The sequence below is a fragment of the Moorena producens PAL-8-15-08-1 genome, from assembly GCF_001767235.1.
GTDB lineage: Bacteria > Cyanobacteriota > Cyanobacteriia > Cyanobacteriales > Coleofasciculaceae > Moorena > Moorena producens_A.
Genome location: NZ_CP017599.1, coordinates 7,132,010 through 7,152,217, shown reverse-complemented (window position 1 = coordinate 7,152,217; position 20,208 = coordinate 7,132,010). Strand labels below are relative to the sequence as shown.

20 protein-coding genes are annotated in these 20,208 nt (G+C 44.1%); 9 read left to right on the top strand and 11 right to left on the bottom strand.

What is annotated here, in order from left to right:
* The first annotated feature begins 456 nt into the window (after positions 1-456).
* On the top strand, positions 457-1,785 hold the full coding sequence (locus tag BJP34_RS26205; RefSeq protein WP_070394875.1) for an FAD-binding oxidoreductase: 1,329 nt from the start codon (positions 457-459) through the stop codon (positions 1,783-1,785).
* On the opposite strand, the gene BJP34_RS37590 is transcribed toward BJP34_RS26205, so the two are convergent.
* Together BJP34_RS37590 and BJP34_RS26200 are read right to left on the bottom strand one after the other, a co-directional pair.
* The gene (locus BJP34_RS37590; protein WP_149031191.1) at positions 1,771-1,974 is read right to left on the bottom strand and encodes a hypothetical protein; all 204 of its coding nucleotides are present in this window, start codon (positions 1,972-1,974) and stop codon (positions 1,771-1,773) included. The two genes, BJP34_RS26205 and BJP34_RS37590, sit on opposite strands and share 15 nt — an antisense overlap.
* Positions 1,975-2,426: 452 nt before the next feature.
* Positions 2,427-3,026, bottom strand: coding sequence for a class I SAM-dependent methyltransferase (locus BJP34_RS26200; protein WP_070394874.1), 600 nt, complete (start codon positions 3,024-3,026; stop codon positions 2,427-2,429).
* Between the two features lie 350 nt (positions 3,027-3,376).
* Between BJP34_RS26200 and BJP34_RS26195 the strand changes: the two genes are divergently transcribed.
* Positions 3,377-4,717 carry a (Fe-S)-binding protein gene (locus BJP34_RS26195; protein WP_070394873.1) on the top strand — a complete coding sequence of 447 codons (1,341 nt, stop codon included), beginning with the start codon at positions 3,377-3,379 and terminating at the stop codon, positions 4,715-4,717.
* Positions 4,718-4,745: 28 nt separating this feature from the next.
* On the opposite strand, the gene BJP34_RS26190 is transcribed toward BJP34_RS26195, so the two are convergent.
* Positions 4,746-5,159: a DUF2203 domain-containing protein gene (locus BJP34_RS26190; protein ID WP_070394872.1), complete on the bottom strand. Its 414-nt coding sequence runs from the start codon at positions 5,157-5,159 to the stop codon at positions 4,746-4,748.
* A gap of 81 nt (positions 5,160-5,240) precedes the next feature.
* Here BJP34_RS26190 and BJP34_RS26185 point away from each other — a divergent pair, with 81 nt between their 5' ends.
* Positions 5,241-5,528 carry a DUF6439 family protein gene (locus BJP34_RS26185; RefSeq protein WP_070394871.1) on the top strand — a complete coding sequence of 96 codons (288 nt, stop codon included), beginning with the start codon at positions 5,241-5,243 and terminating at the stop codon, positions 5,526-5,528.
* A gap of 9 nt (positions 5,529-5,537) precedes the next feature.
* On the opposite strand, the gene BJP34_RS26180 is transcribed toward BJP34_RS26185, so the two are convergent.
* The 3 genes from BJP34_RS26180 to BJP34_RS49500 form a co-directional block, all read right to left on the bottom strand.
* Positions 5,538-5,984: an ATP-binding protein gene (locus BJP34_RS26180; protein WP_070394870.1), complete on the bottom strand. Its 447-nt coding sequence runs from the start codon at positions 5,982-5,984 to the stop codon at positions 5,538-5,540.
* Positions 5,985-6,558: 574 nt separating this feature from the next.
* Entirely contained in the window at positions 6,559-7,944 is a 1,386-nt protein-coding gene (gene rlmD / locus BJP34_RS26175) for a 23S rRNA (uracil(1939)-C(5))-methyltransferase RlmD (protein WP_070394869.1), read from the bottom strand.
* Positions 7,945-8,264: 320 nt separating this feature from the next.
* On the bottom strand, positions 8,265-8,387 hold the full coding sequence (locus BJP34_RS49500; RefSeq protein WP_267876385.1) for a hypothetical protein: 123 nt from the start codon (positions 8,385-8,387) through the stop codon (positions 8,265-8,267).
* A gap of 24 nt (positions 8,388-8,411) precedes the next feature.
* Between BJP34_RS49500 and BJP34_RS26170 the strand changes: the two genes are divergently transcribed.
* On the top strand, positions 8,412-8,906 hold the full coding sequence (locus BJP34_RS26170; RefSeq protein WP_070394868.1) for an allophycocyanin subunit alpha-B: 495 nt from the start codon (positions 8,412-8,414) through the stop codon (positions 8,904-8,906).
* A 353-nt stretch (positions 8,907-9,259) separates the two neighbouring features.
* Positions 9,260-9,736 (top strand): hypothetical protein, encoded by a 477-nt coding sequence (locus tag BJP34_RS26165; RefSeq protein ID WP_229424034.1) that lies wholly within the window; start codon positions 9,260-9,262, stop codon positions 9,734-9,736.
* On the opposite strand, the gene BJP34_RS40970 is transcribed toward BJP34_RS26165, so the two are convergent.
* The 3 genes from BJP34_RS40970 to BJP34_RS26155 are packed head-to-tail and all read right to left on the bottom strand — an operon-like array spanning position 9,712 to position 13,703.
* Positions 9,712-9,909 (bottom strand): hypothetical protein, encoded by a 198-nt coding sequence (locus BJP34_RS40970; RefSeq protein ID WP_158517486.1) that lies wholly within the window; start codon positions 9,907-9,909, stop codon positions 9,712-9,714. The genes BJP34_RS26165 and BJP34_RS40970 overlap by 25 nt on opposite strands.
* Positions 9,910-9,918: 9 nt before the next feature.
* Entirely contained in the window at positions 9,919-10,767 is an 849-nt protein-coding gene (locus BJP34_RS26160; RefSeq protein WP_324610959.1) for a hypothetical protein, read from the bottom strand.
* Positions 10,764-13,703, bottom strand: a complete 2,940-nt coding sequence (locus BJP34_RS26155; RefSeq protein WP_070394865.1) for a UvrD-helicase domain-containing protein — start codon at positions 13,701-13,703, stop codon at positions 10,764-10,766. Before BJP34_RS26155 ends, BJP34_RS26160 begins: the two co-directional genes overlap by 4 nt.
* A 198-nt stretch (positions 13,704-13,901) precedes the next feature.
* On the opposite strand from BJP34_RS26155, the gene BJP34_RS26150 reads away from it, so the two are divergent.
* The 3 genes from BJP34_RS26150 (at position 13,902) to recR (ending at position 18,351) form a co-directional block, all read left to right on the top strand.
* Entirely contained in the window at positions 13,902-14,990 is a 1,089-nt protein-coding gene (locus BJP34_RS26150; RefSeq protein ID WP_229424033.1) for an RNA-guided endonuclease InsQ/TnpB family protein, read from the top strand.
* 567 nt (positions 14,991-15,557) lie between these two features.
* Positions 15,558-17,318, top strand: a complete 1,761-nt coding sequence (gene ltrA / locus BJP34_RS26145) for a group II intron reverse transcriptase/maturase (protein ID WP_070390745.1) — start codon at positions 15,558-15,560, stop codon at positions 17,316-17,318.
* 436 nt (positions 17,319-17,754) lie between these two features.
* A complete protein-coding gene (recR, locus tag BJP34_RS26140; RefSeq protein WP_070396891.1) occupies positions 17,755-18,351 on the top strand; it encodes a recombination mediator RecR in 597 nt (198 codons plus the stop codon).
* Between the two features lie 69 nt (positions 18,352-18,420).
* Here the strand turns inward: recR and BJP34_RS26135 are convergent, their stop codons facing one another.
* Positions 18,421-18,969 carry a response regulator gene (locus tag BJP34_RS26135; protein WP_070394864.1) on the bottom strand — a complete coding sequence of 183 codons (549 nt, stop codon included), beginning with the start codon at positions 18,967-18,969 and terminating at the stop codon, positions 18,421-18,423.
* Positions 18,970-19,355: 386 nt separating this feature from the next.
* Here BJP34_RS26135 and BJP34_RS49495 point away from each other — a divergent pair, with 386 nt between their 5' ends.
* On the top strand, positions 19,356-19,487 hold the full coding sequence (locus tag BJP34_RS49495; protein ID WP_267876384.1) for a hypothetical protein: 132 nt from the start codon (positions 19,356-19,358) through the stop codon (positions 19,485-19,487).
* Positions 19,488-19,936: 449 nt separating this feature from the next.
* On the opposite strand, the gene BJP34_RS40965 is transcribed toward BJP34_RS49495, so the two are convergent.
* A complete protein-coding gene (locus BJP34_RS40965; protein WP_149031190.1) occupies positions 19,937-20,131 on the bottom strand; it encodes a hypothetical protein in 195 nt (64 codons plus the stop codon).
* Positions 20,132-20,208 lie beyond the last annotated feature (77 nt).

The window sequence follows — 20,208 nt, the reverse complement described above, 5'->3', positions numbered from 1 at the left end:
CTTACATGAGCTATAAGACTTTGTAAAGATTTACTGTATTTGCGATCTTATACCAAATCCGGTTTCCAGAGTATCTCTATCTCAAACAACAGAATTCAATCCAAAAGAGGATTTGGCTGATTTTGGTAAGGCTACTTTATAAACCGGATTTGGTATTATCGGGGTATCGAACCCCGATAATTAGCTTGAGGGAGTCCATGTATCCCCGCCTTAAACATCGTTCGCCTGTTCGCGTAGCGGCGACCTAAGAGAAACGGCCCACTCGTCCTGAATACGAGGTTTTATAGCTCCCTCAAACTCCCTCATTTGATAAAAGGTTGGCTCTCATATTTTTACCTCTAACAGGCAGTGATGGGGTGATAGGAAAGACGATCAGAACCTGTTTTTGTTCACCAATCCTTTACGATTACTATATGGATTATCCCACAATCTGATCAACAAACCCCGTCAGCTTCTATGAATGCGATCGCTTCCACCCTCGAACCAATTGTCGGAAATTCCAATATCTACACCTGGGAAAACCTAGACCCAAGCTGGCAAGAGCGCATCAAACCAGCCATTGCTCCCGACACCCTTCCCAAAGCTATCGTTTACCCTAGGACACCCGAGCAACTAGCCCAAATCATAGGTCTAGCTCATTCTCAACATTATCATCTCCTCCCCTGTGGTAACGGCAGTAAATTAGGCTGGGGAAGTATCGGTAAAGACATTGATGTGGTAGTAAGTACCAAGCAGCTCAACCAAATCATTGACCACGCCGTAGGAGACTTGACAGTTACCGTAGAAGCCGGAGTGAAATTAGCTGAGTTACAAGCTATTTTATCAAAAACCGGTCAATTTCTAGCATTAAATCCAGCTTATCCCCAAGAAGCGACCATTGGAGGTATTATTGCTACCGCAGACAGCGGCTCCCTAAGTCAACGCTATGGAGGGGTTCGGGATATGTTGCTCGGCATTTCCTTTGTCCGCAGTGATGGACAAATCGCTAAAGCTGGGGGTCGAGTGGTAAAGAATGTCGCTGGATATGATTTGATGAAGCTATTTACTGGCTCCTATGGAACCCTGGGAATTATCACTCAGGCAACCTTTCGGCTATATCCAATACCAGAAGCATCAGCAAGTATGGTGTTGACAGGTGAAATGGATGGAATTGCCTCAGCTGTAACAACAGTATTAGCCTCAGCCTTGACTCCCACAGCACTAGATTTATTATCCCCTAAGTTAGTCACAGAATTAGGGATTGGTCAGGATATGGGATTGATGGTAAGGTTCCAAAGTGTAGCAGACAGTGTCAAAGAGCAATGTGCTCGAATACAGTCAGTTGCAGAACAGTTAGGGTTACGGAATAGTTTTTATAGTAACGGTGATGACACGAGTCTATGGGAATCATTGGCAAACTCAATTGGGAAATCGGGACAAGCCTCAACAATTGTCTGCAAAATAGGAGTATTACCAACTGCTGCTGCTAAGACATTGAACACCTTAGAAAAGTTAGGAGGATTGGGAGTGATTCATGTTAGAAGTGGCTTAGGTAAAGTGTGGTTTGAATCCCAAGCAGTCAGTTTAGACGTGATTAAAACTATGCGCAGTTATTGTGACTCTGAACAAGGATTTCTTACAGTCTTAGAAGCTCCGATAACCTTGAAGCAGGAGTTAGATATTTGGGGATATCAAGGCAATGGATTAGAGGTCATGGGTGAAATTAAACGAAAGTTTGACCCAGAAAATGTTTTAAGTCCTGGTCGATTTGTTGGAGGAATTTATTATTTTTTAGGGAGTGGGTAGGGAGTAGGGAGTAGGGAGTAGGGAGTAGGAGTAGGGAGTAGGGGGGGAGTAGGGAGTAGGGAGTAGGGAGTAGGGGTAGGGGGGAGGGAGTAGGGGTAGGGAGTAGGGAGGGGGGGAGTAGGGAGTAGGGAGTAGGGAGTAGGGGAGGGTAGTGATTTTAGCTCCCGTTACCTTAGCAGACCCTAGCAAATCACTACATGTTTANCACCGATCGCCAATGTACAGAAAACCTTTAAGGCTTAACACTATATATAGTGCCATTGTGTAATNCCTGATCTATTTCCTTTATGCCTTCAAATTAGGGATCGCCACTATCATATNTTATTTTTGTATTAATCCATTGTATTAGTGAAATAGGTTTCAAAAAAGGTCTAATTATTTCAGGTTTTTATCCACTAACTTCTCTATTATTTATCAAATCTCATTCCTATTTATAACTTAGTTTCCAATTAGATATCCATTACGAAAGTAGGGGGTTGGGTAAGTAATTTCAAAANTTAGTTGCCATTGCCAAGGCCAACGTTCTGGATATAATTGATAGAGAGGCCAAGTTTGACTACTTGCAATCCCCTAGCGCTTAAGTCTTGTTTTTTGTTCACAAAAACACTGCAGGTGCTTCAAATTTTAGCTGTATTTTTTTTTTAAAACTTACCATAATTACCCATAACATCCATTACCCAAGTTGCACCAGAGAAATGCGATCGCATTTGCTTAACCAGTTGCTGGACTTGATTTGGTTCAAGGTACATGAGCAAGCCTTCCGCAAGGAAGCAAATATTTTCAGAACCCACATTAGGAATAGAATTCATCCAATCAAAATTCATTACAGAAGCACTAATAAACTGGTGTTGCTCTGTTTCTGTGTCTAGCTGACGGCGTAAATTTGTTACATCTGGTAAATCAAGGTCTAGCCAACACTTAACATTCTGTCCGATGCGGTGAAAGCGACTAGATAAACCCGCACCTAATTCTACAACAACAGGATGAGGATAGTTAGCAATATGACGAGAGGCAATTTGGTCATGAATATAAGACCGCGTAGACCAACTGGTTTGAACTAAACGACTCAACTGACTATACAATGCTTCCATATCGGGGTCTAGAGGCAATTGTTTGTGCCACTCTACAGCTAAGGGGTCTTGAAACAGACAGTCAGGACGCTCTTGTTCTTCTGCTCTAGTCTTCAAGGTGAAAACCAGAGTACGAGAGACACCAGTGAGTTTAGTTGTAACTTCAGACATAGGGTTTTAAATATTTATGAGTTGATTACGTCAATTTTTACATAATTTTGAGCGATCGCTCTATACAAACTTGCAATTTCTGAGCCAGAGTTGTGACACTAGGTTTGTAGACCATAGACCTCTTGCAAAAATATTTTGAGTTATAATATAAACTTTTGTAAAAATTAGCTAAATTGTATACTACGCTTATACACAAAGAGATTACAGAACAAGTTTGTTAGTCTTTCGTGGTACAATCAAAAGCTGCCAAATTTTTAATTACACCACGAAAGACTTTTGCAAGAGGTCTATACAACCTTAAACCTTAAACATTACAACCTTAAACATTACAACCTTCCAAGCGTTAAAAAATGACCAAGATCCAACAACTAACCACGAAGAAACACAATGGTTTTGATGTTCAAAAACCGCCCAAGCAGGAATTGATTGATGCCTGCGTTCATTGTGGGTTTTGTCTTTCTACCTGTCCGAGTTACCGGGTGCTTGGCAAAGAGATGGATTCCCCTAGGGGTCGGATCTATTTAATGAATGCCATTAGTCAAGGGGAAGCTCCCTTGGCCGAGGGGAGTACACAACATTTCGATTCTTGTTTGGGATGTTTAGCTTGTGTGACAACTTGTCCGTCTGGGGTTCAGTACGATAAGCTAATCTCCGCCACTCGTCATCAAGTTCAGCGAAATCAGCCTCGTAGTTTTCCTGATTGGGTGTTTAGACAGCTAATTTTTAGGTTGTTTCCCTATCCGGGGCGATTGCGTTCATTATTGTTTCCTTTATATCTCTACCAGACCTTGGGCGTGCAGAAACTAGTGCGCTCTACCAATTGGCTCAAACTGCTATCTCCTCGCTTAGCAGCCATGGAGTCAATGCTACCAAAGGTTACTCTAGATTCGTTTCGGGATAATTTACCCGATGTTATTCCCTCTGTGGGCAAGAAGCGTTACCGGGTAGGAGTAATACTTGGCTGTGTGCAACGGTTGTTTTTCTCCCCAGTGAATGAAGCAACGGTGCGGGTGTTGACCGCCAATGGCTGTGAAGTGGTGATTCCCAAAACCCAGGGCTGTTGTGCCGCTTTGCCAGAACACCAAGGACAAACAGAGCAAGCCCAAGCCTTGGCAAGACAGATGATTGATAGCTTTGAAGGGACAGGAGTTGATGCCATCATTATTAATGCTGCTGGCTGCGGTCATACCTTGAAGGAGTATGGTCACATCCTCGAAGATGACCCCGAGTATGCCCAAAAAGCTCAGGAATTTGCGGGTAAGGTAAAGGATGCCCAAGAGTTTCTAGTTAGTGTAGGACTAACGGCAACCCTTTCACCGCTTAGGGATGAGCCATTGACTATTGTCTATCAGGATGCTTGTCACCTACTACATGGACAGAAGATTAGTGTGCAACCAAGACAGTTATTGCGGCAAATTCCAGGAGTGACCTTAAAGGAACCAATAGATGCCGCCTTGTGTTGCGGTAGTGCTGGAGTTTACAACATGCTGCAACCGGAAGTAGCTGATGAGCTGGGACAGCAGAAGGTGAATAATTTATTGAATACTGGGGCAGAGTTGATTGCTTCCCCGAATCCAGGCTGTTCATTGCAGATCAAAAAGCATTTGCAGCTGCAAGGAAAAGACATTACCTTAATGCATCCGATGGAGTTATTGGACTATTCGATTCGAGGATTAGGAATTAAGCTTTAGGCACACAAACACAACTGTCAACAAGTAACTAACTCACACAAGACCTAAGTATCCAACCAATCACCAACCCCAATCCCCCAAACCGCACCCCATGCCAAAACGGTTCCCGTAGACTATGCCAAGAAAACAACTGACTCTCTAAATTCAGCTCCAGGACTTCCAGTTGTTCCTGGATTTGCCTTAACTCAGCCTTTAGGGCTTGTCGATTACTATTAGTATTATTACGTTTAGTCTTGCGCAAATCTTTCCTAACTTGCTCTCGACGCTCCTGGAGTTGAGCTTGCTGTCGCTGATCTTGCTCAACCTGAGAAAAACGTTTCTTGAGAGTATTAAGCGATCGCTCTATTTCTGCCAATTCCTCTTCAAAGTCATTCACATCTTGTTGATCCTGTCTATTTTTTCGTGAATTACGGTAAGATGATTGAAACGATTCTGGAGGCATATAGCAATCGTAAATCCTAAGTTAAAATAGTCTTGAGTTGCTAAGCACTGACACACTCCCCCACTCAGCAATCAAAAAACAATGCCTGAATCCATCCAATTCCCCAAAACTGATGCTAAGATGGAACCTACCACTCTGGAATTGGCTCAAGCCTTAGCAGAGCGTCTAGCGATCAGACCCAATGATTGGCATCGCCTAAAGTCTAATCGCTCTGCCCGAGCCAGTGAGCAAGCTGCTGCTGCTTTGGTATTTCTGCTCAATGAACATCCAGAAGAAGCCCTTGAACGATTGCGCCAAGCATCTGGATGGCTAGACCGCTCTATTTCAGCTCCACCCTGTCCAACTCATGGGACACGACACCCTAAGTAAAATAGGTGCTTAAGACAATAGGGGGCGCTTAGAGGGGTGGTTAACTTGTTTACAAAGTCTAATTTCCGTGCCCTGGTTGTTCCAGAGGACTTGATCGAAGATTTGGTGAAGCAGGCTCATGCCTCTACCGCTTTCTGATTCATCGCAGGGTAGGCATACATCGGGACTCTCTTGGTCATCACCATTGGTAAAACCAGACCCTTCATCTGAAATTACCCACCAATATTCACCATTGACTACTGAAAATTGAACCTCTACGGTCTTACTTGGGTCTAAATTATTACCGTGCTTTGCTGCATTCACTAATGCTTCTTGTAATCCCAGCCGGAGTTCCGGTTGCCATTTATTGGGAATTTGTTCAAGAAGCAAATCTAGGATCGGGCAAAGGTAAAGGGTAGAAGCAAAGCTAACCGTTTCCCAACCGCACTCAGCCGGACTCAAAGATGTGGCAATCACTCAAGAAACCCCTAGCTTTTTTTTGGTGGACTTGATATAATAGGAGGCTAGATACCTGATTTCGATCGGGTTCCCCCTAAGCACGGCGGAATCGTGCTCAGGGAGAACAAGACTAGGAACTCTCGATTTCTTGAGGTTGGCTTCTATATTCAGACATGAAGATTCTTGCTGGCATAGCTAAACTACCACCTCTCTATGGTTAATTATTCTGTTAATTAGTTCAATAGGTTTTTCACTAATGTCGCTGCTTTACCTATCAGCTCAATGGTAAAAATTCCTAAACAGCGCTATAATAGCCATTTAGCGTTACTCATATTCTGTAACCTTGTTTATTTCTGATTCCCTACGTCTATAGTATCAGAAAATTTTCGCCCAGACCAGACCCTTCTGGGTATTTTCCTCATGAAATACCAGTCAAATAGGTAAATAATTGATGTAGATAATTGAGTCTATATATAAAGACTATACATAAACAAACTATTTCTATGCCCATGCAACCGTTGGGTAGGCTACCAATTGTCCATCACCAATCAGCCATTAGCCTTAGGTGTTGGACAATTGGGCAACGCGGATATCAGTGCTCAAGAAAAGCAGCACATTCAACATGGGAGGTTTGAGGAAAGAAGTCAGCAGGTTGGATGTGGGTTAACTGGTAGTAACCGTTGAGGCAAAGGAGTTTAAGATCTCGTGCTAGGGTAGCTGGCTTACAGCTAATATAAACGATCCGTTTTGGTGCCACTTGCCTAAGCATGTCAATCACAGCCGGAGAACATCCCTTACGGGGTGGGTCAAGTATTACAATATCTGGCGCTATAGTCAACTGGGAGAGTAACTGCTCCACTGATCCCGCCTGAAATTTTACATTAGTGATCCCATTAATCAAGGCATTCTGCTCAGCTTGCTCTACCGATGCGGCTTGCACTTCCATACCGATAGCTTGGCGTACCTGTTGAGCAAGGGGTAGAGTAAACGTCCCAATGCCACAGTAAGCATCAACTACACATTCATCCCCCTTGAGGGCTAGCTGTTTAATGATTAGGTTTAACAAAACCTCAGCTGCTTGAGTATTAACTTGGAAAAATGTATCTGGTCGCAGCCGCAACTCAAGACCAGCAAAGTTCTCTGTCAAGTATGGCTGACCGGCAACACAATAGGTTTGGGAACCAAAAATGACATTACTGCGCTGGGGGTTATGATTCACACAAACACCAACCAGTTGGGGATAACGATTTAGCCAAGTTTGCCCTTGGACATCCAAGTCTTTTAAATTCAGATCTGTTGTGACCAAGGTCAGCAACATCTCGCCAGTCTGTTTTCCAATTTGTAACGAAAGGTGACGCAATCGTCCTTGGTGGCGGCTTTCGTTGTATATCGACCACCCCAACTGCTGAATATCCTGCTTTATTTCCCCTAGCAGAGGATTCAATCGCTGGTCTTGTACGGGGCATTGATTAAGATTAATCAGCTGGTGGCTACCTTTTTGGTAGTAACCCGCTTGAACTGAACCCGTTGCTGAGCGTTTAAGGGGATAGGTAGCTTTGTTTCGATAGCCCAAGGAAGAATCTGTGGTTAAGATTGGTGCTACGGCGGGTTCGCTAAATCCACCAATGCGTTTGAGGGCTTGAATCACCTGATTTTGCTTCGCCAACTGCTGATAGTCCCAGCTCACATGCTGCCATTGGCAACCACCACACTTATCCGCCACGATACATCTGGGATGAACACGATTAGGAGATTCCACCAACAGTTGGTGTAACTTACCAGTTGCATAGTTAGGTTTGACCCGAATCAGGCGCACCAAAGCTTTATCCCCTGTGACAGTATCCGGAACAAAAACCACCCGATTTCCTAGCCGTCCAACGCCATCACCACTATCACTGAGGTCTGTAATTATGACCTCAATCAGTTGACCTTGTTGCCAACACTCAGGGCTGGGCTCATTAGTTATCATCATTGGCATCATATAGCACAGGGAATAGGGAGTAGGGAGTAGGGAGTAGGGAGTAGAGAGTACAGAGATCGGATTCAGTCGCTCATGGTAGAAATCCCCTCAGGTCGGCGCACCCCTCGCTACCTGTACAGTGCATTATTAAGGTACCTTAGTACTTATAGCCTTTGGTGAGCAGTTTTGCGTAAATCCTGATAGTTTTGTTTTAATACGAGCTACAGATGCCAAGAGGGGGCAACGGATGGTTCGAGGGGATGTGAAGGATCTGGTAAGAGGGGAAAGAGACTATCGATGGCAGCAAACATGCATCGGTTTTGCTCTATTTGTTGATCTTATGCCCAATGCCCTTCCGTTGTGTCACCCCAAGTCGGTAAACTACTAATTAACAGTTCTGGCAACAAGTCCTGAGCTAAAATCTGTAATTTAGCTGGGGATGAATTGCCTGAGTAACTCAATAAAAAACTCCATAAACTAATAACATGAGTGTAGTTAGTCAAGTCATTCTCAAAGCCGACGACGAGCTGAGATACCTCAGCTCTGGTGAACTCAGAAGTATCAATGATTTTTTGCAAAGCGGTGAGCAGCGATTGCGCATTGTTGCCACCCTGTCGGAAAATGAAAAAAAGATTGTACAAAAAGCCAGCAGTCAGCTGTGGCAGAAACGCCCTGACTTCATAGCACCAGGAGGCAATGCCTATGGTCAGCGTGAACGCAATCAGTGTTTACGGGACTATGGTTGGTACTTGCGCTTGGTCACCTATGGTGTGCTTGCTGGTGATCAGAAACCTATTGAAGACATTGGTATCATCGGGGCAAGAGAAATGTATAATGCCCTAGGTGTGCCAATGGCAGGGATGTCAGAAGCGATAAATTGCTTAAAAGAGGCATCTTTGGGAATCCTAACCGATGAGGATGCTGAGCTGACAGGTCCCTTCTTCGATTACATTATTCAAGCAATGTCTCCTAAGTCCTAAGGTAAGCTATCAGCTATCAGCTAATGCGCTACGGGCACGCATGCGCGTTCAGCTTATGGGCATAGGGCAAGCTACACTGAACAGCTTTTGAATAAAACAGGTAAGCATTCGTTGAATCTCTGTTACGTCAGCTGACAGCTGATAGCTGGCGGCTGACAACTGACCTCCTAAGTCATTGGTGATTAGTCATTAGTCATTGGTCATTGAATACTAGGATATGGTTAATTGTCCATGGTCAATTAACAATTAGCCATTAACAATTAACAATTAACAAAATACTAATGATTAATGACCTCAAATCCCACGCATTTTAGTCGTGGGATTCTTTAAATTAAATGTGGTTAATCAAAAAATTGCCCTGGCTTTCATTATCAATTCTTCTGTTAAGCCATAGTATTTTTGGCTGGATGATATCTGTTGACTATCAGGAATTGAGTTGGGTAGAAGACACTACATCAGGATCACATCCTTCCTTATTTAAGGTATCGGTATGGCTCTGGCTGATCGGAGCAGTTTATATCTTGTTGATGGCTTTGGCTATAACTGCTCCAGTGTATCAGATTAGAAAATTGTACGGGACTTGGATGAAATCTGATACCAAAGCTTTTGTTTCCGTAATTTTCAGCTCTTTCCTAGCCGTTATGATCCTGCGCTGGATTCATTATTCTAGCCGTATCCTGGTGCTGATTGCTGCTGCTGCCTTAGCCAGATTAGATCTTCAAACAGAAGGATACAGTGAATGGCAGGCTTTCTGGATTATCTCTGGGGTGTCTCTTACAGGTTTTAGTCTAGGATTATTAGCTAATCAGTTACTGATAGCAATTTTATAGCCATGTTGATAGAAATGAGTGTCGTTTTTTTGGTAATGGGTAATGGGTAATGGGTAATGGGTAATGGGTAATGGGTAATGGGTAATGGGTAATGGGTAATGGGTAATGGGTAATGGGTAATGGGTAATGGCGATATCCGACTCGTCAACCTTAAACCTTCTAACCTTAAACAATAAACACTATTAATCTGTCTGGGGCATTTTAATTTTAACTGCTCCTTCTGGTGTGATGATAACTTTACCACCTAGGGCTTCAATTCTACTAATGGCGATTTTGCTAGTGCGAGGGTCAGGGGAGTTATTTAAAACCATTGACCAAGCACTCACTTGAGCTATCTTACTAGTAGGATTTAAACTTATAAATTCAGCAGTTTTGCGGGAAATTTTAGCAACGTTTTGACTTTCTTCATCAGGGGATTTACTTGCCCAATCTGCTGATTTTTCAAAGGATTGTTGGGCAGCTTTAGGGTCACCCAAAAATAATAATTCATCAATTCCTTTGTAACGCCACACATAATAAGACTGAGGAGGAACTTTAGGGGATAGTGACTGGAGTCCTTTTTCCATTAAGGCGACGGATTTTTCTGGCATTCCTGCATATAAGGAGCTACTGCTAGATAGAAAGAAATACGCTGTTAAAAATTTGGGGTCTCGGTTTATAATAACCTCAAAGTACTCTGGGCTAAGCTGATAGCTAGTAATTTGGCGAGCGTCTTGATCACCAAAGTACTGAAGGAAATTCAGAAATACCCAATCAGCTAATACATTATCGAAGCCAAATGTAGGTAGTCTCTGAAGCAGATTGAGATACACTTGTGTTGCTTCTACGTCTCGCTGGAGGTCTGCAGGTGAGGTGTTTTTGGAGCTTTGTTTGAGGGCATTGAGTTGGGGTTGCTGTAGCTTTCCAACTGCTAAAATACAACCTAGGAGAATTATGATTGCTCCTAGGGATTGGGTTAGTCTTTGAGGAAATTGCCAAGGCATCTGTTGTCGAAGATAAGATGAAGTATTAAGTCCTGAGGATACTATCAAAACATTCCCACTTTACTGTCAATTAACTCTGAGGGTAACTCCTTGAGAAACTGAGAAGGGTTAGCTGGTTCCCGATTCCCATAAAAGCGGCGCTCATGAGCATGGGATAAAAACAGTTGTTCCTGAGCGCGAGTAATCCCGACATAACACAGACGCCGTTCTTCCTCCAACGCGACAGGATCCCTAAGACTACGACTGTGAGGAAACAGTCCTTGTTCTAGGCCGACTAGAAAGACAATGGGAAATTCTAGCCCTTTAGCAGAGTGAAGGGTCATTAAAGAAACTGCTTTCTTCCCCTCTTCCAGGTTATCCATGTCAGAGGCAAGAGTTGCATTAGCAAGAAACCCTTCTAAGCTAGTTTCTTCGTTTTCTTCTTGAAATTGCAGCACTGCATTAAACAATTCCACAATATTTTCCAATCGATTCTCAGCTTCTTCAGTGCCTTTGTTTCTCAAATCGCCAATATAACCAGACTCCTCCATAATCCCTTTGAGAATCTCTAATGCTGTTCGATCTTCCAATTGCTCCTGCCATTGAGACATAAGCTGAGAAAATTTCTTGACCGCTTTAGCTGACCTTCCCGCAAATGTATGAACTGAGGTTTCATCACTGAGAATTTCCCACAGGGGAACTCCTAATTCTTGGGCAGCTGCGACCAGATTGTTAATGGTAGTTTGTCCAATACCTCGTCGAGGAGTATTGATAATCCGCAATAGACTAACAGTATCGGATGGGTTTGCGATCGCTCTAAGGTAAGCCAGAGCATCTTTAATTTCTTTACGGTCATAGAACTTTAACCCACCAACTACAGTATAGAGAATATCCGCTCTGATCAAGACATCTTCAAAGGCACGGGATTGAGCATTAGTACGATAAAGAATAGCAAAACTGCCACCATCGATTTCTGGATTTTGTCGTTTTAGCTGGATAATTTTACTGACTACAAACTGAGCTTCTTCCAATTCGTCATCAGCGCTATAACAATAGATTTTTTCCCCGACACCCCGTGTTGCTCGCAGAACTTTATCAATCCGCTGGGTATTATTTTCGATCAGGTGGTTAGCAGCTTGAAGAATATTTTCCCTAGAGCGATAGTTTTCTTCTAGCTTGACCATAGTGCGAGTATCTTGATCGGGTAAACCGTCACCAAAGTCTTGCTGAAAACCCAGAAGGATGGTGAAGTCTGCCATTCGGAAACTGTAGATAGAGTTATGAGTAAGCAATCCATCGCTAAAGTAGACATGGTGCTTCTCTACCTCTAGGCTATACACCAAGCCACTGTATTCCTGAAGCTGAATCCTAATCGGTTTCCAAGCCACTGTTTTACCACCCTGATAGACGGCTATATCCATCAGTTTTGGTAATAAATTAATCGCTGCTAGCTCGATAGTACTTTTACCCCGTCCGCCTTGATAGGCAATGTCAGGGCTGTAAATGGGGTAGTTTGGGTCGAGTCCAAAGTCTTGAAGACAGGAAATCCCCCGTTCTGGTAACACATCACCCAGGGCATTAAATAACTGCTCCAGCATCTGACGGGTGTACTCAGTAGCACCATTCATTGGTTCAAACGGGGCAGTGGGAATACCATAGCGAGCGGCAATATAAGAGACTTTGAAGGAAGCTTCTGTCCGATTATCGGTTGTAACCAGAATCCAAGCGGCATCTGCTTTCTCAACCCTGGCTCGATAGCCTAACTGAAATCCACCATCGCTTTTAAATAGCTTGCACCATCCGACTCGGTACCACTGACCTCGGCGGATTAGGTAGACAACATGAGTCTTTTCCTTAGCTTGCTGATTCCACCGGATTGGCCATCGATGGTTTGGTGTGGAGCGAGTAGTTTGGTTATCAACAGTTACCTCAATCAGATGGCCACTAAAAGGACGACTGGCTTTGTTGAAACGATAACCTTCGACTCTGCCAACTACTGCGGAAGAATGAGGGTTATAGCTGACTAAGCGATGTTGATTTGGGTCTAGTGCTTCGATTGGGACATATCCCTCTGTAGTCAATACTTGAGTACCTGGTGGCTGACACTGGTCTGCATCCCCTACTACAAAAACTGAGCGATTCTGCCAATCCCACTGACTCTTTCGAGTTTCGCCCTTGGTAGTCAACAAGCGAATCAGTTCATACTGAATCCGATTGGTATCTTGATATTCATCCACTAAAATGTGATAAAATTGCTGATGCCAGTAGCTTAAGACCGACTCATTCTGTTGGAATAGCCTCATTGGCACTAAGATGAGGTCATCAAAGTCCAAAGCATTGTTAGCAGCTAATTGCTCTTGGTAGTGACTATAGACATCAGCAATCACTCGTCCCCGGAAATTCGACTGTTCTAGCTCAAACTGCTGGGGAGATAAACCGCGATTTTTGGCATTGCTGATGGCATAGCGCACAGAACGGGGGTTAAATTTGTGGTCATCAAGATTTAAGGTTTGAGTGACAATGGTTTTAACCACGGTCTGGGCATCGGATTCGTCAAAGATGGAAAAGTTCCGATTCCACTTCCGTCCCTGATCATCTTGGTATTTATTGATATCGAAGCGGAGAATCCGAGCAAACAGACTGTGGAAGGTGCCAATCCACAACGGTTTGGTGATGGTTCTGTAAACACGCGATCGCAACTGGGTTTGTTGGTCTTCTGGCAGAAGCTCCAACCGTTGACCATACTTCTGTTCCGCCAGCTGCTGAGCAAATATTTGCTCAATCCGCCCTTTCATTTCCCGTGCGGCTTTGTTAGTGAACGTCACCGCTAAGATATTTTCTGGTGAGACCTTGTGTTTGAGAATCAGATTAGCAATACGATAGGTCAAGGCTCGGGTTTTGCCAGACCCAGCACCAGCAACAACTAACAACGGACCGCAGAAATGTTCAACGGCTTGAAGTTGGGAAGGGTTGAGGTGGCTCAGGAAATCAGGGGTTGTACTCATAGGGGCGGATAAAATGCGATCGCAGATCTAGCTAGATCTATTTATCTTATTAGAATATCTCACACTGAAAACTCCGTCTCTTTAGAGCGGAGATGAAAGTGCATAGCGACTTTAGTCGCCTTGAAAAATATCGCTAAACATTTGATACTTTGCGCTAGTCTTGCTAACATAATAACATACAGAAGAGGTCGAGCTCTGATGATCATTACAGAGTTTAAAGCATACGGAAAACTCATTCAATACCAAGCTATAGACGAAGCAATTCGGACTGTTAAGTTTGTGAGAAACAGTTGTCTTCGTCTATGGATGGACAACAAAGGTCTAAATAAGTACGACTTAAATAAGTACTGCAAAATATTGGCCAAAGAATTTCCTTTTGCGTCGGAGTTAAACTCTACTGCCCGACAATCTGCGGCTGAAAGGGCGTGGTCATCAATTTCTCGCTTCTTTGAAAACTGCAAGAAAAAAGTACCTGGGAAGAAAGGCTATCCCCGTTTTCAGAAACACTGTCGCTCTGTCGAATATAAGCAATCAGGATGGAAACTTTCCCCTGACAATAAATCAATTACATTCAGTGATAAGAAAGGAATCGGAAAGCTAAAACTCAAAGGTACATGGGACTTGTGGCGCTTCGACAAGAAGCAAATCAAACGGGTTCGTATAGTCAAAAGGGCAGATGGCTATTATGTTCAGTTTTGCATTTCTGTTGATGTAAATGAACAATTAAGCCCAGTTGATGCCACTGTAGGGTTAGATGTAGGGCTAAAAGAGTTCTACACTGATTCTAGGGGCAACACTGAACCTAATCCCAGGTTTTATCGTAAAGGTGAAAAGCGTTTAAAATTTTATCAACGCCGAGTTTCTCGAAAAAAGAAAGGCTCTACTAACCGTAATAAAGCCATTAATAGGCTAGGTAGACATCACCTTAAAATAAGTAGGCAGCGTGTTGGCGAAGCCTGCGCTACGCGCATAGAACATGCCAAGAGACTGGCACGTTGCGTAATCCGGTCTAACGACCTGGTCGCCTATGAAGATTTAAGGGTAAAAAACCTGGTTAAAAACCACTGTCTGGCTAAGTCTATTAATGACGCAGGTTGGTATCAATTTAGAAAATGGTTGGAGCATTTTGGCCAAAGATTTGGCAGAGTCACCGTTGCGGTAAATCCTGCCTATACAAGCCAAAAATGCTCCGAGTGCGGCGAGGTCGTGAAAAAGTCACTATCAACTAGGACTCACGTCTGTGAATGTGGCTGTGAACTAGACCGTGACGTGCGATTCGTTGGCTAGAAACCTTATCCCATTAAGGATTCGGGGGATTAGCCGCAAGGTAATAAACCTTGACAACTTGATAACCATGTTGGTGAAATACCAACCCTCGTGAAATCCGAGTGACAGCCCTACCCCTACTCAATGGGTCGTAACAAGCCCTAGGGTAAAGCGGGGTCGAGTAGTGAAGCCCTACCAGCCTAAAGTGGAGTTAGTAACAGGCAATTGAACTCAAGGGTACCGCAAGGAAAGATACATTTGAACCATCGTTACTAGTACGTAGCGCAATAAGGCTGACACGCTACAAACAAAAGTCAACGGAACGCAATAGGATAGAAGCTTGTCGCGGCTTACTTATAGATTTCCCTAAGTTCCCGGTGGAGAGTATCACCCTAAAAGTTCAGAAGAATGGTTATCAGGAACGAAGTAACCACACAGGTGCTCTCAAGAAAGGTCGATTCCTTGAGTAGGTAGTTAGCCGCATGGCCTGTGATGGAAAGATTGAGTCAAAAGCCAACGCCTCCCTGTAATGGGGAAGGATATGCTGACAGACTCACGTGTTAGGAAATGATGTAGTTGTAAGTAGCAATGAACAAGTCTAAAGCTCGGGGGTTCGCCCCACAGTCGGAATGGAATCGGGTCGATTGGCGAAAGCTAGAAAGAACCGTATTTAAGTTGCAAAAACGAATATATCGAGCCTCTCAACGTGGTGATGTTCCCGTGGTTAGAAGGTTACAAAAAACTCTGATGAAGTCCTGGTCTGCAAAAATGCTAGCGGTAAGAAAGGTAACTCAACAGAATAAAGGCAAAAAGACTGCCGGAATAGACGGGAAGAAAGCTTTAACCAATAAGCAACGACTCGCCTTAGCAGCCAACCTCAAACTGTACAAGAAACCTCAACCAACCCGCAGAGTTTGGATAAATAAACCCGGTCGTAAAGAAAAGCGTCCTTTAGGGATACCTACTATCTACGACAGGGCACTTCAAGCTCTTACCAAACAGGCATTAGAACCTGAATGGGAAGCACACTTTGAACCTAACTCATACGGTTTCAGACAAGGAAGGTCATGTCATGATGCTATCGAAGCCATATTCAGCAGCATTAATAGAATGCCTAAATGGGTACTAGACGCTGATATCTCCAAATGCTTTGATAAAATCAACCACCAAGTCCTTCTCTCAAAATTAAATACCTATCCATCTATGAGGCGATTAATCAAAGGATGGTTAAAAGCCGGAGTAATAGATGAAGGAACATTCTCCCCTACAAATGAGGGTACTCCTCAAGGTGGTATTATTTCACCACTTTTAGCGAACATAGCCCTTCACGGAATGGAAGAACGGATAAAAGACTACGCCGAAAACCTATCCCCTGCTTTAGGAGGATACAGAAAAGGAGATAGAAGAAAAAGTCTAAGCCTGATTCGATATGCAGACGATTTCGTCATTATGCATAAATCCAAAGAAGTGGTAGAAGAATGTCAGAGAATAATTAATGAATGGTTGAAAAACATCGGCCTAGAATTAAAACCAAGCAAAACAAAACTAGTTCACACCTCCACAGGATTTGACTTTTTAGAATTTAACATCCGTCAATACCCAGTAGGCAAGAACCATTCTAAGCAAGGTTTTAAAACTCTCATCAAACCATCTAAGAAGAAAGTGAAAGAACATTGGGAGCAGCTATCAAAAGTCATAGACAGACACAAAGCTGCTCCCCAGGATGCTCTAATAGAACATCTCAAACCCATTATAAGAGGATGGTGTAACTATAACCGCAGTGTGGTTAGTAAAGAAACCTTCTCAGATATGGACTACTTAATCTGGAACAAACTTCAAAGATGGGGATACAGGAGACACCCAAATAAATCAAAAACCTGGGTAAACAAAAAGTACTGGGGGACTAAGGTTGATGAACCAAAGAAACCATGGCAAGCACCAAAAGTAGACAACTGGGTATTCATGACTAACGAGGATAATTTTCTCCCTAAACATGCCAAAACAAAAATAGTAAGGCACACAAAAGTCAAAGAATCCAGAAGTCCCTTCGATGGTGACTTAGTGTACTGGAGCAACCGTATGCAAAAACATCCTGAAATGTCTAGTCAAAAAGGTAAACTCATCAAAAGACAAAAAGGAAAATGCACCCACTGCGGTCTCACATTCAGGGATAAAGATTTACTGGAAACACACCACATAACACCACGCGCACATGGTGGAAGCGACCAACTCAAAAACCTTGAGTTACTCCATCTACACTGCCACGATGCAAAACACAGAACCAGAGTTACCACAAAGTGTCAAGAGTCACATACAGACTCCTCTGAGCTAGATAACAATCCGTTTTAGTGTGGAGGTACCCAATGACAAGGAGATTCCTACATGAGGAGCCGTATGACGGGAAACTGTCACGTACGGTTTTGGAGACGAGTCGGCGGGGGTGACCCCTCGGCTTAGTTTAATCACAACGCTGCGATCAATATCTTAAAAAGAGCCTTGGGTACGGTGGGGCACACCGGAACTTGGGTCGTAAAAGACCTGAACGCTTCAGGAGATCTGGCCTCTACTCTTCCTGGTTCCGGCTTGGAAGAGCCACGTTGGGTCGTTGAGTGAAGAATCCCCGCGCCTTTAGGCCGGGGAGTGTCAAAGCTGAGGCTATTCTAATGTTTAGTGTTTCCAGTGTGATTCTAAATATCCGATGACCTAGCAGCGCTCAATGCTTAATGAAAACTTTCCCTACTCCCGATTCCCGATTCCCGATTCCCTACTCCCGATTCTTGACTCGATGGTTTACACACGCCCCCTCGCTCGCTTAATTGAAGAGCTACAACGCCTGCCTGGAGTTGGTCCAAAGACTGCTCAACGACTAGCCCTTCATATCCTCAAGCGTCCAACACCGGAAGTCAAAGCCCTAGCGCAAGCGTTGGTGGAAGCCAAACAACAAGTTGGTTTTTGTAGAGTATGCTTTCACTTGTCTGCTGAACCGGTCTGCCAAATTTGCCGCAATTCCAACCGGGACCAGAAGACTATCTGTGTAGTTGCCGACTCAAGGGATGTGATTGCCATCGAAAAAACCCGCGAGTACCGAGGCCAATACCACGTTCTCGGAGGAGTGATCTCCCCTATGGATGGCATTGGTCCAGAACAACTCCATATCCAGCAACTTGTACAACGAGTCAGCCAGAAAACGATTCAAGAAGTCATTTTAGCCATCAATCCCAGTGTAGAAGGGGAGACAACCACACTATATATAGGTCAACTGATCAGGCCGTTTACCAAAGTGACCCGAATTGCCTTTGGTTTACCCATGGGCGGAGACCTAGAATATGCAGATGAAGTCACCCTAGCTAGAGCCTTAGAAGGACGCCGTGAGTTAGAGTAATTGGGCTAAGAATTAGTAAAGGATGAAGTATCAAGTGGGAAGATATTTCATCCTCCATCTTTCCATAAACTACTTCAACTTTTGCTTAATAAACGTCACCAGCTGACCTAACTGTTTCTTTAAGGCATCAATTTCCTTCTGCATTTTGGCAACCTTTGCCTTCAACTGTGCAATTTCTTGAGCTGATGCGACTGACGACTCAGCGGTAGCTGCACTAACTGCTGGTGCAGGAGTTGCTGGTCGCTTCTTAGCCTTTTGCATAGATTCTTTGATAGCATCCGTCAGCTGCTTTTTATTAAAAGGCTTTTCAATAAAGGAAAAATACTTAAAAGGTTCTTTGATTTTAGCAGTTACCTCTTCTTTTCGTCCTGACATTAATACCAGAGGAATTCTTTGTAATTTAGGCTCAATTTGAAGTTTCTCAAAAATCTCCAATCCACTCATTTTTGGCAGGATAAAATCTAACATGATAAAGTTAGGTTCTTCCTGGTAAATTAAATTAATTCCCTCCACCCCATCTTTAGCTTCGAGGACTTCAAAACCCGGAGGTAACATCTCTTTGACACGCTTGCGGATTACCGTACTATCATCGATTACCAGGATTTTATGACTTGCCACGACTGACTCCTTTCCAAGGTAGTTTGAGGTAATTTTAAAAAAACAAATGTTGAATGAAGCGACTGTCGCCGACTCCAGAGGCTAATGTGGACACCCTAACTTAGGAGCAGGGGAGTACCAGTTTGCCTAGCGATGATCGACAAGTCACGACCTACCCAACTAAGATAACTCAGCCCTATCAATCTATAGCCATAGCCATATAAAAAGGTGTGGGAGATGTCACAACTTATCCCTGGTTAGTGCCATTCTAGGGTAACATCTTACACCCATTCGGGTTGAACGGGTTTTGAGGCTCCCCCGGTCACCCCTAATATCAAGTCTGGTTGAATACCCATAATTAAGGGGCCCGGGCGCGGGGAGGGTGGGAGGGTGGGAAGTGTGGGGAGATGGGGAGATGGGGAGGGTGGGGAGATGGGGAGATGGGGAGATGGGGGAAATTTTTATTAAGCGATGCAGCAAGGGAACAGGGGAGCCAGTGCCGCCAAAGGGGGTTCCCCCGGAGACGAAACCTTAGATAGGGTCGCCTTTATAGTTAGCAGGTTATGCAGAAAAGGGTTAAATATTTGTTAAGAAGGCGACCCTATCTTACGGTAACTTGGCCTACGGCCACGCTTGGCCTACGGCCACGCCAAAGGCGAACGCGAACAAACCATGAGCAACTGGCGTGGTTTCCCCCGGAGACCAAACCTGATTACGTTGAGCCTTTATGGTTGGTCGGCTATGCAGAAAAGGGGTAAAACTTATTGATTAGCGTGATTTGCGCGGTCTTGGGGAGGCAGCGCGGTCTTGGGGGTCTCCCCGGAGACGAAACCTGATTACGTTGAGCCTTTATGGTTGGTCGGCTATGCAGAAAAGGGGTAAAACTTATTGATTAGCGTGATTTGCGCGGTCTTGGGGAGGCAGCGCGGTCTTGGGGGTTCCCCCCGGAGACGAAACCTGATTACGTTGAGCCTTTATGGTTGATAGGCTATGCAGAAAAGGGGTAAAACTTATTGATTAGCGTGATTTGCGCGGTCTTGGGGGTTTCCCCCATGAGCGACTGCATCAAGACAAGGCGAGCCTGTCTTACGGTAACTTCTAACCATGAGCGACTGCCGTGGTTTCCCCCATGAGCGACTGCATCAAGACAAGGCGAGCCTGTCTTACGGTAACTTCTAACCATGAGCGACTGCCGTGGTTTCCCCCATGAGCGACTGCATCAAGACAAGGCGAGCCTGTCTTACGGTAAATTCAAACCAC

Coding starts and splice junctions, on each gene's coding strand:
- BJP34_RS26205 (WP_070394875.1), top strand. CDS start 457: ATGAATGCGATCGCTTCCACCCTCGAACCAATTGTCGGAAATTCCAAT.
- BJP34_RS26200 (WP_070394874.1), bottom strand. CDS start 3,026: ATGTCTGAAGTTACAACTAAACTCACTGGTGTCTCTCGTACTCTGGTT.
- BJP34_RS26195 (WP_070394873.1), top strand. CDS start 3,377: ATGACCAAGATCCAACAACTAACCACGAAGAAACACAATGGTTTTGAT.
- BJP34_RS26190 (WP_070394872.1), bottom strand. CDS start 5,159: ATGCCTCCAGAATCGTTTCAATCATCTTACCGTAATTCACGAAAAAAT.
- BJP34_RS26185 (WP_070394871.1), top strand. CDS start 5,241: ATGCCTGAATCCATCCAATTCCCCAAAACTGATGCTAAGATGGAACCT.
- rlmD (WP_070394869.1), bottom strand. CDS start 7,944: ATGCCAATGATGATAACTAATGAGCCCAGCCCTGAGTGTTGGCAACAA.
- BJP34_RS26170 (WP_070394868.1), top strand. CDS start 8,412: ATGAGTGTAGTTAGTCAAGTCATTCTCAAAGCCGACGACGAGCTGAGA.
- BJP34_RS26155 (WP_070394865.1), bottom strand. CDS start 13,703: ATGAGTACAACCCCTGATTTCCTGAGCCACCTCAACCCTTCCCAACTT.
- BJP34_RS26150 (WP_229424033.1), top strand. CDS start 13,902: ATGATCATTACAGAGTTTAAAGCATACGGAAAACTCATTCAATACCAA.
- ltrA (WP_070390745.1), top strand. CDS start 15,558: ATGAACAAGTCTAAAGCTCGGGGGTTCGCCCCACAGTCGGAATGGAAT.
- recR (WP_070396891.1), top strand. CDS start 17,755: ATGGTTTACACACGCCCCCTCGCTCGCTTAATTGAAGAGCTACAACGC.
- BJP34_RS49495 (WP_267876384.1), top strand. CDS start 19,356: ATGGGGAGATGGGGAGGGTGGGGAGATGGGGAGATGGGGAGATGGGGG.
- BJP34_RS40965 (WP_149031190.1), bottom strand. CDS start 20,131: ATGGTTAGAAGTTACCGTAAGACAGGCTCGCCTTGTCTTGATGCAGTC.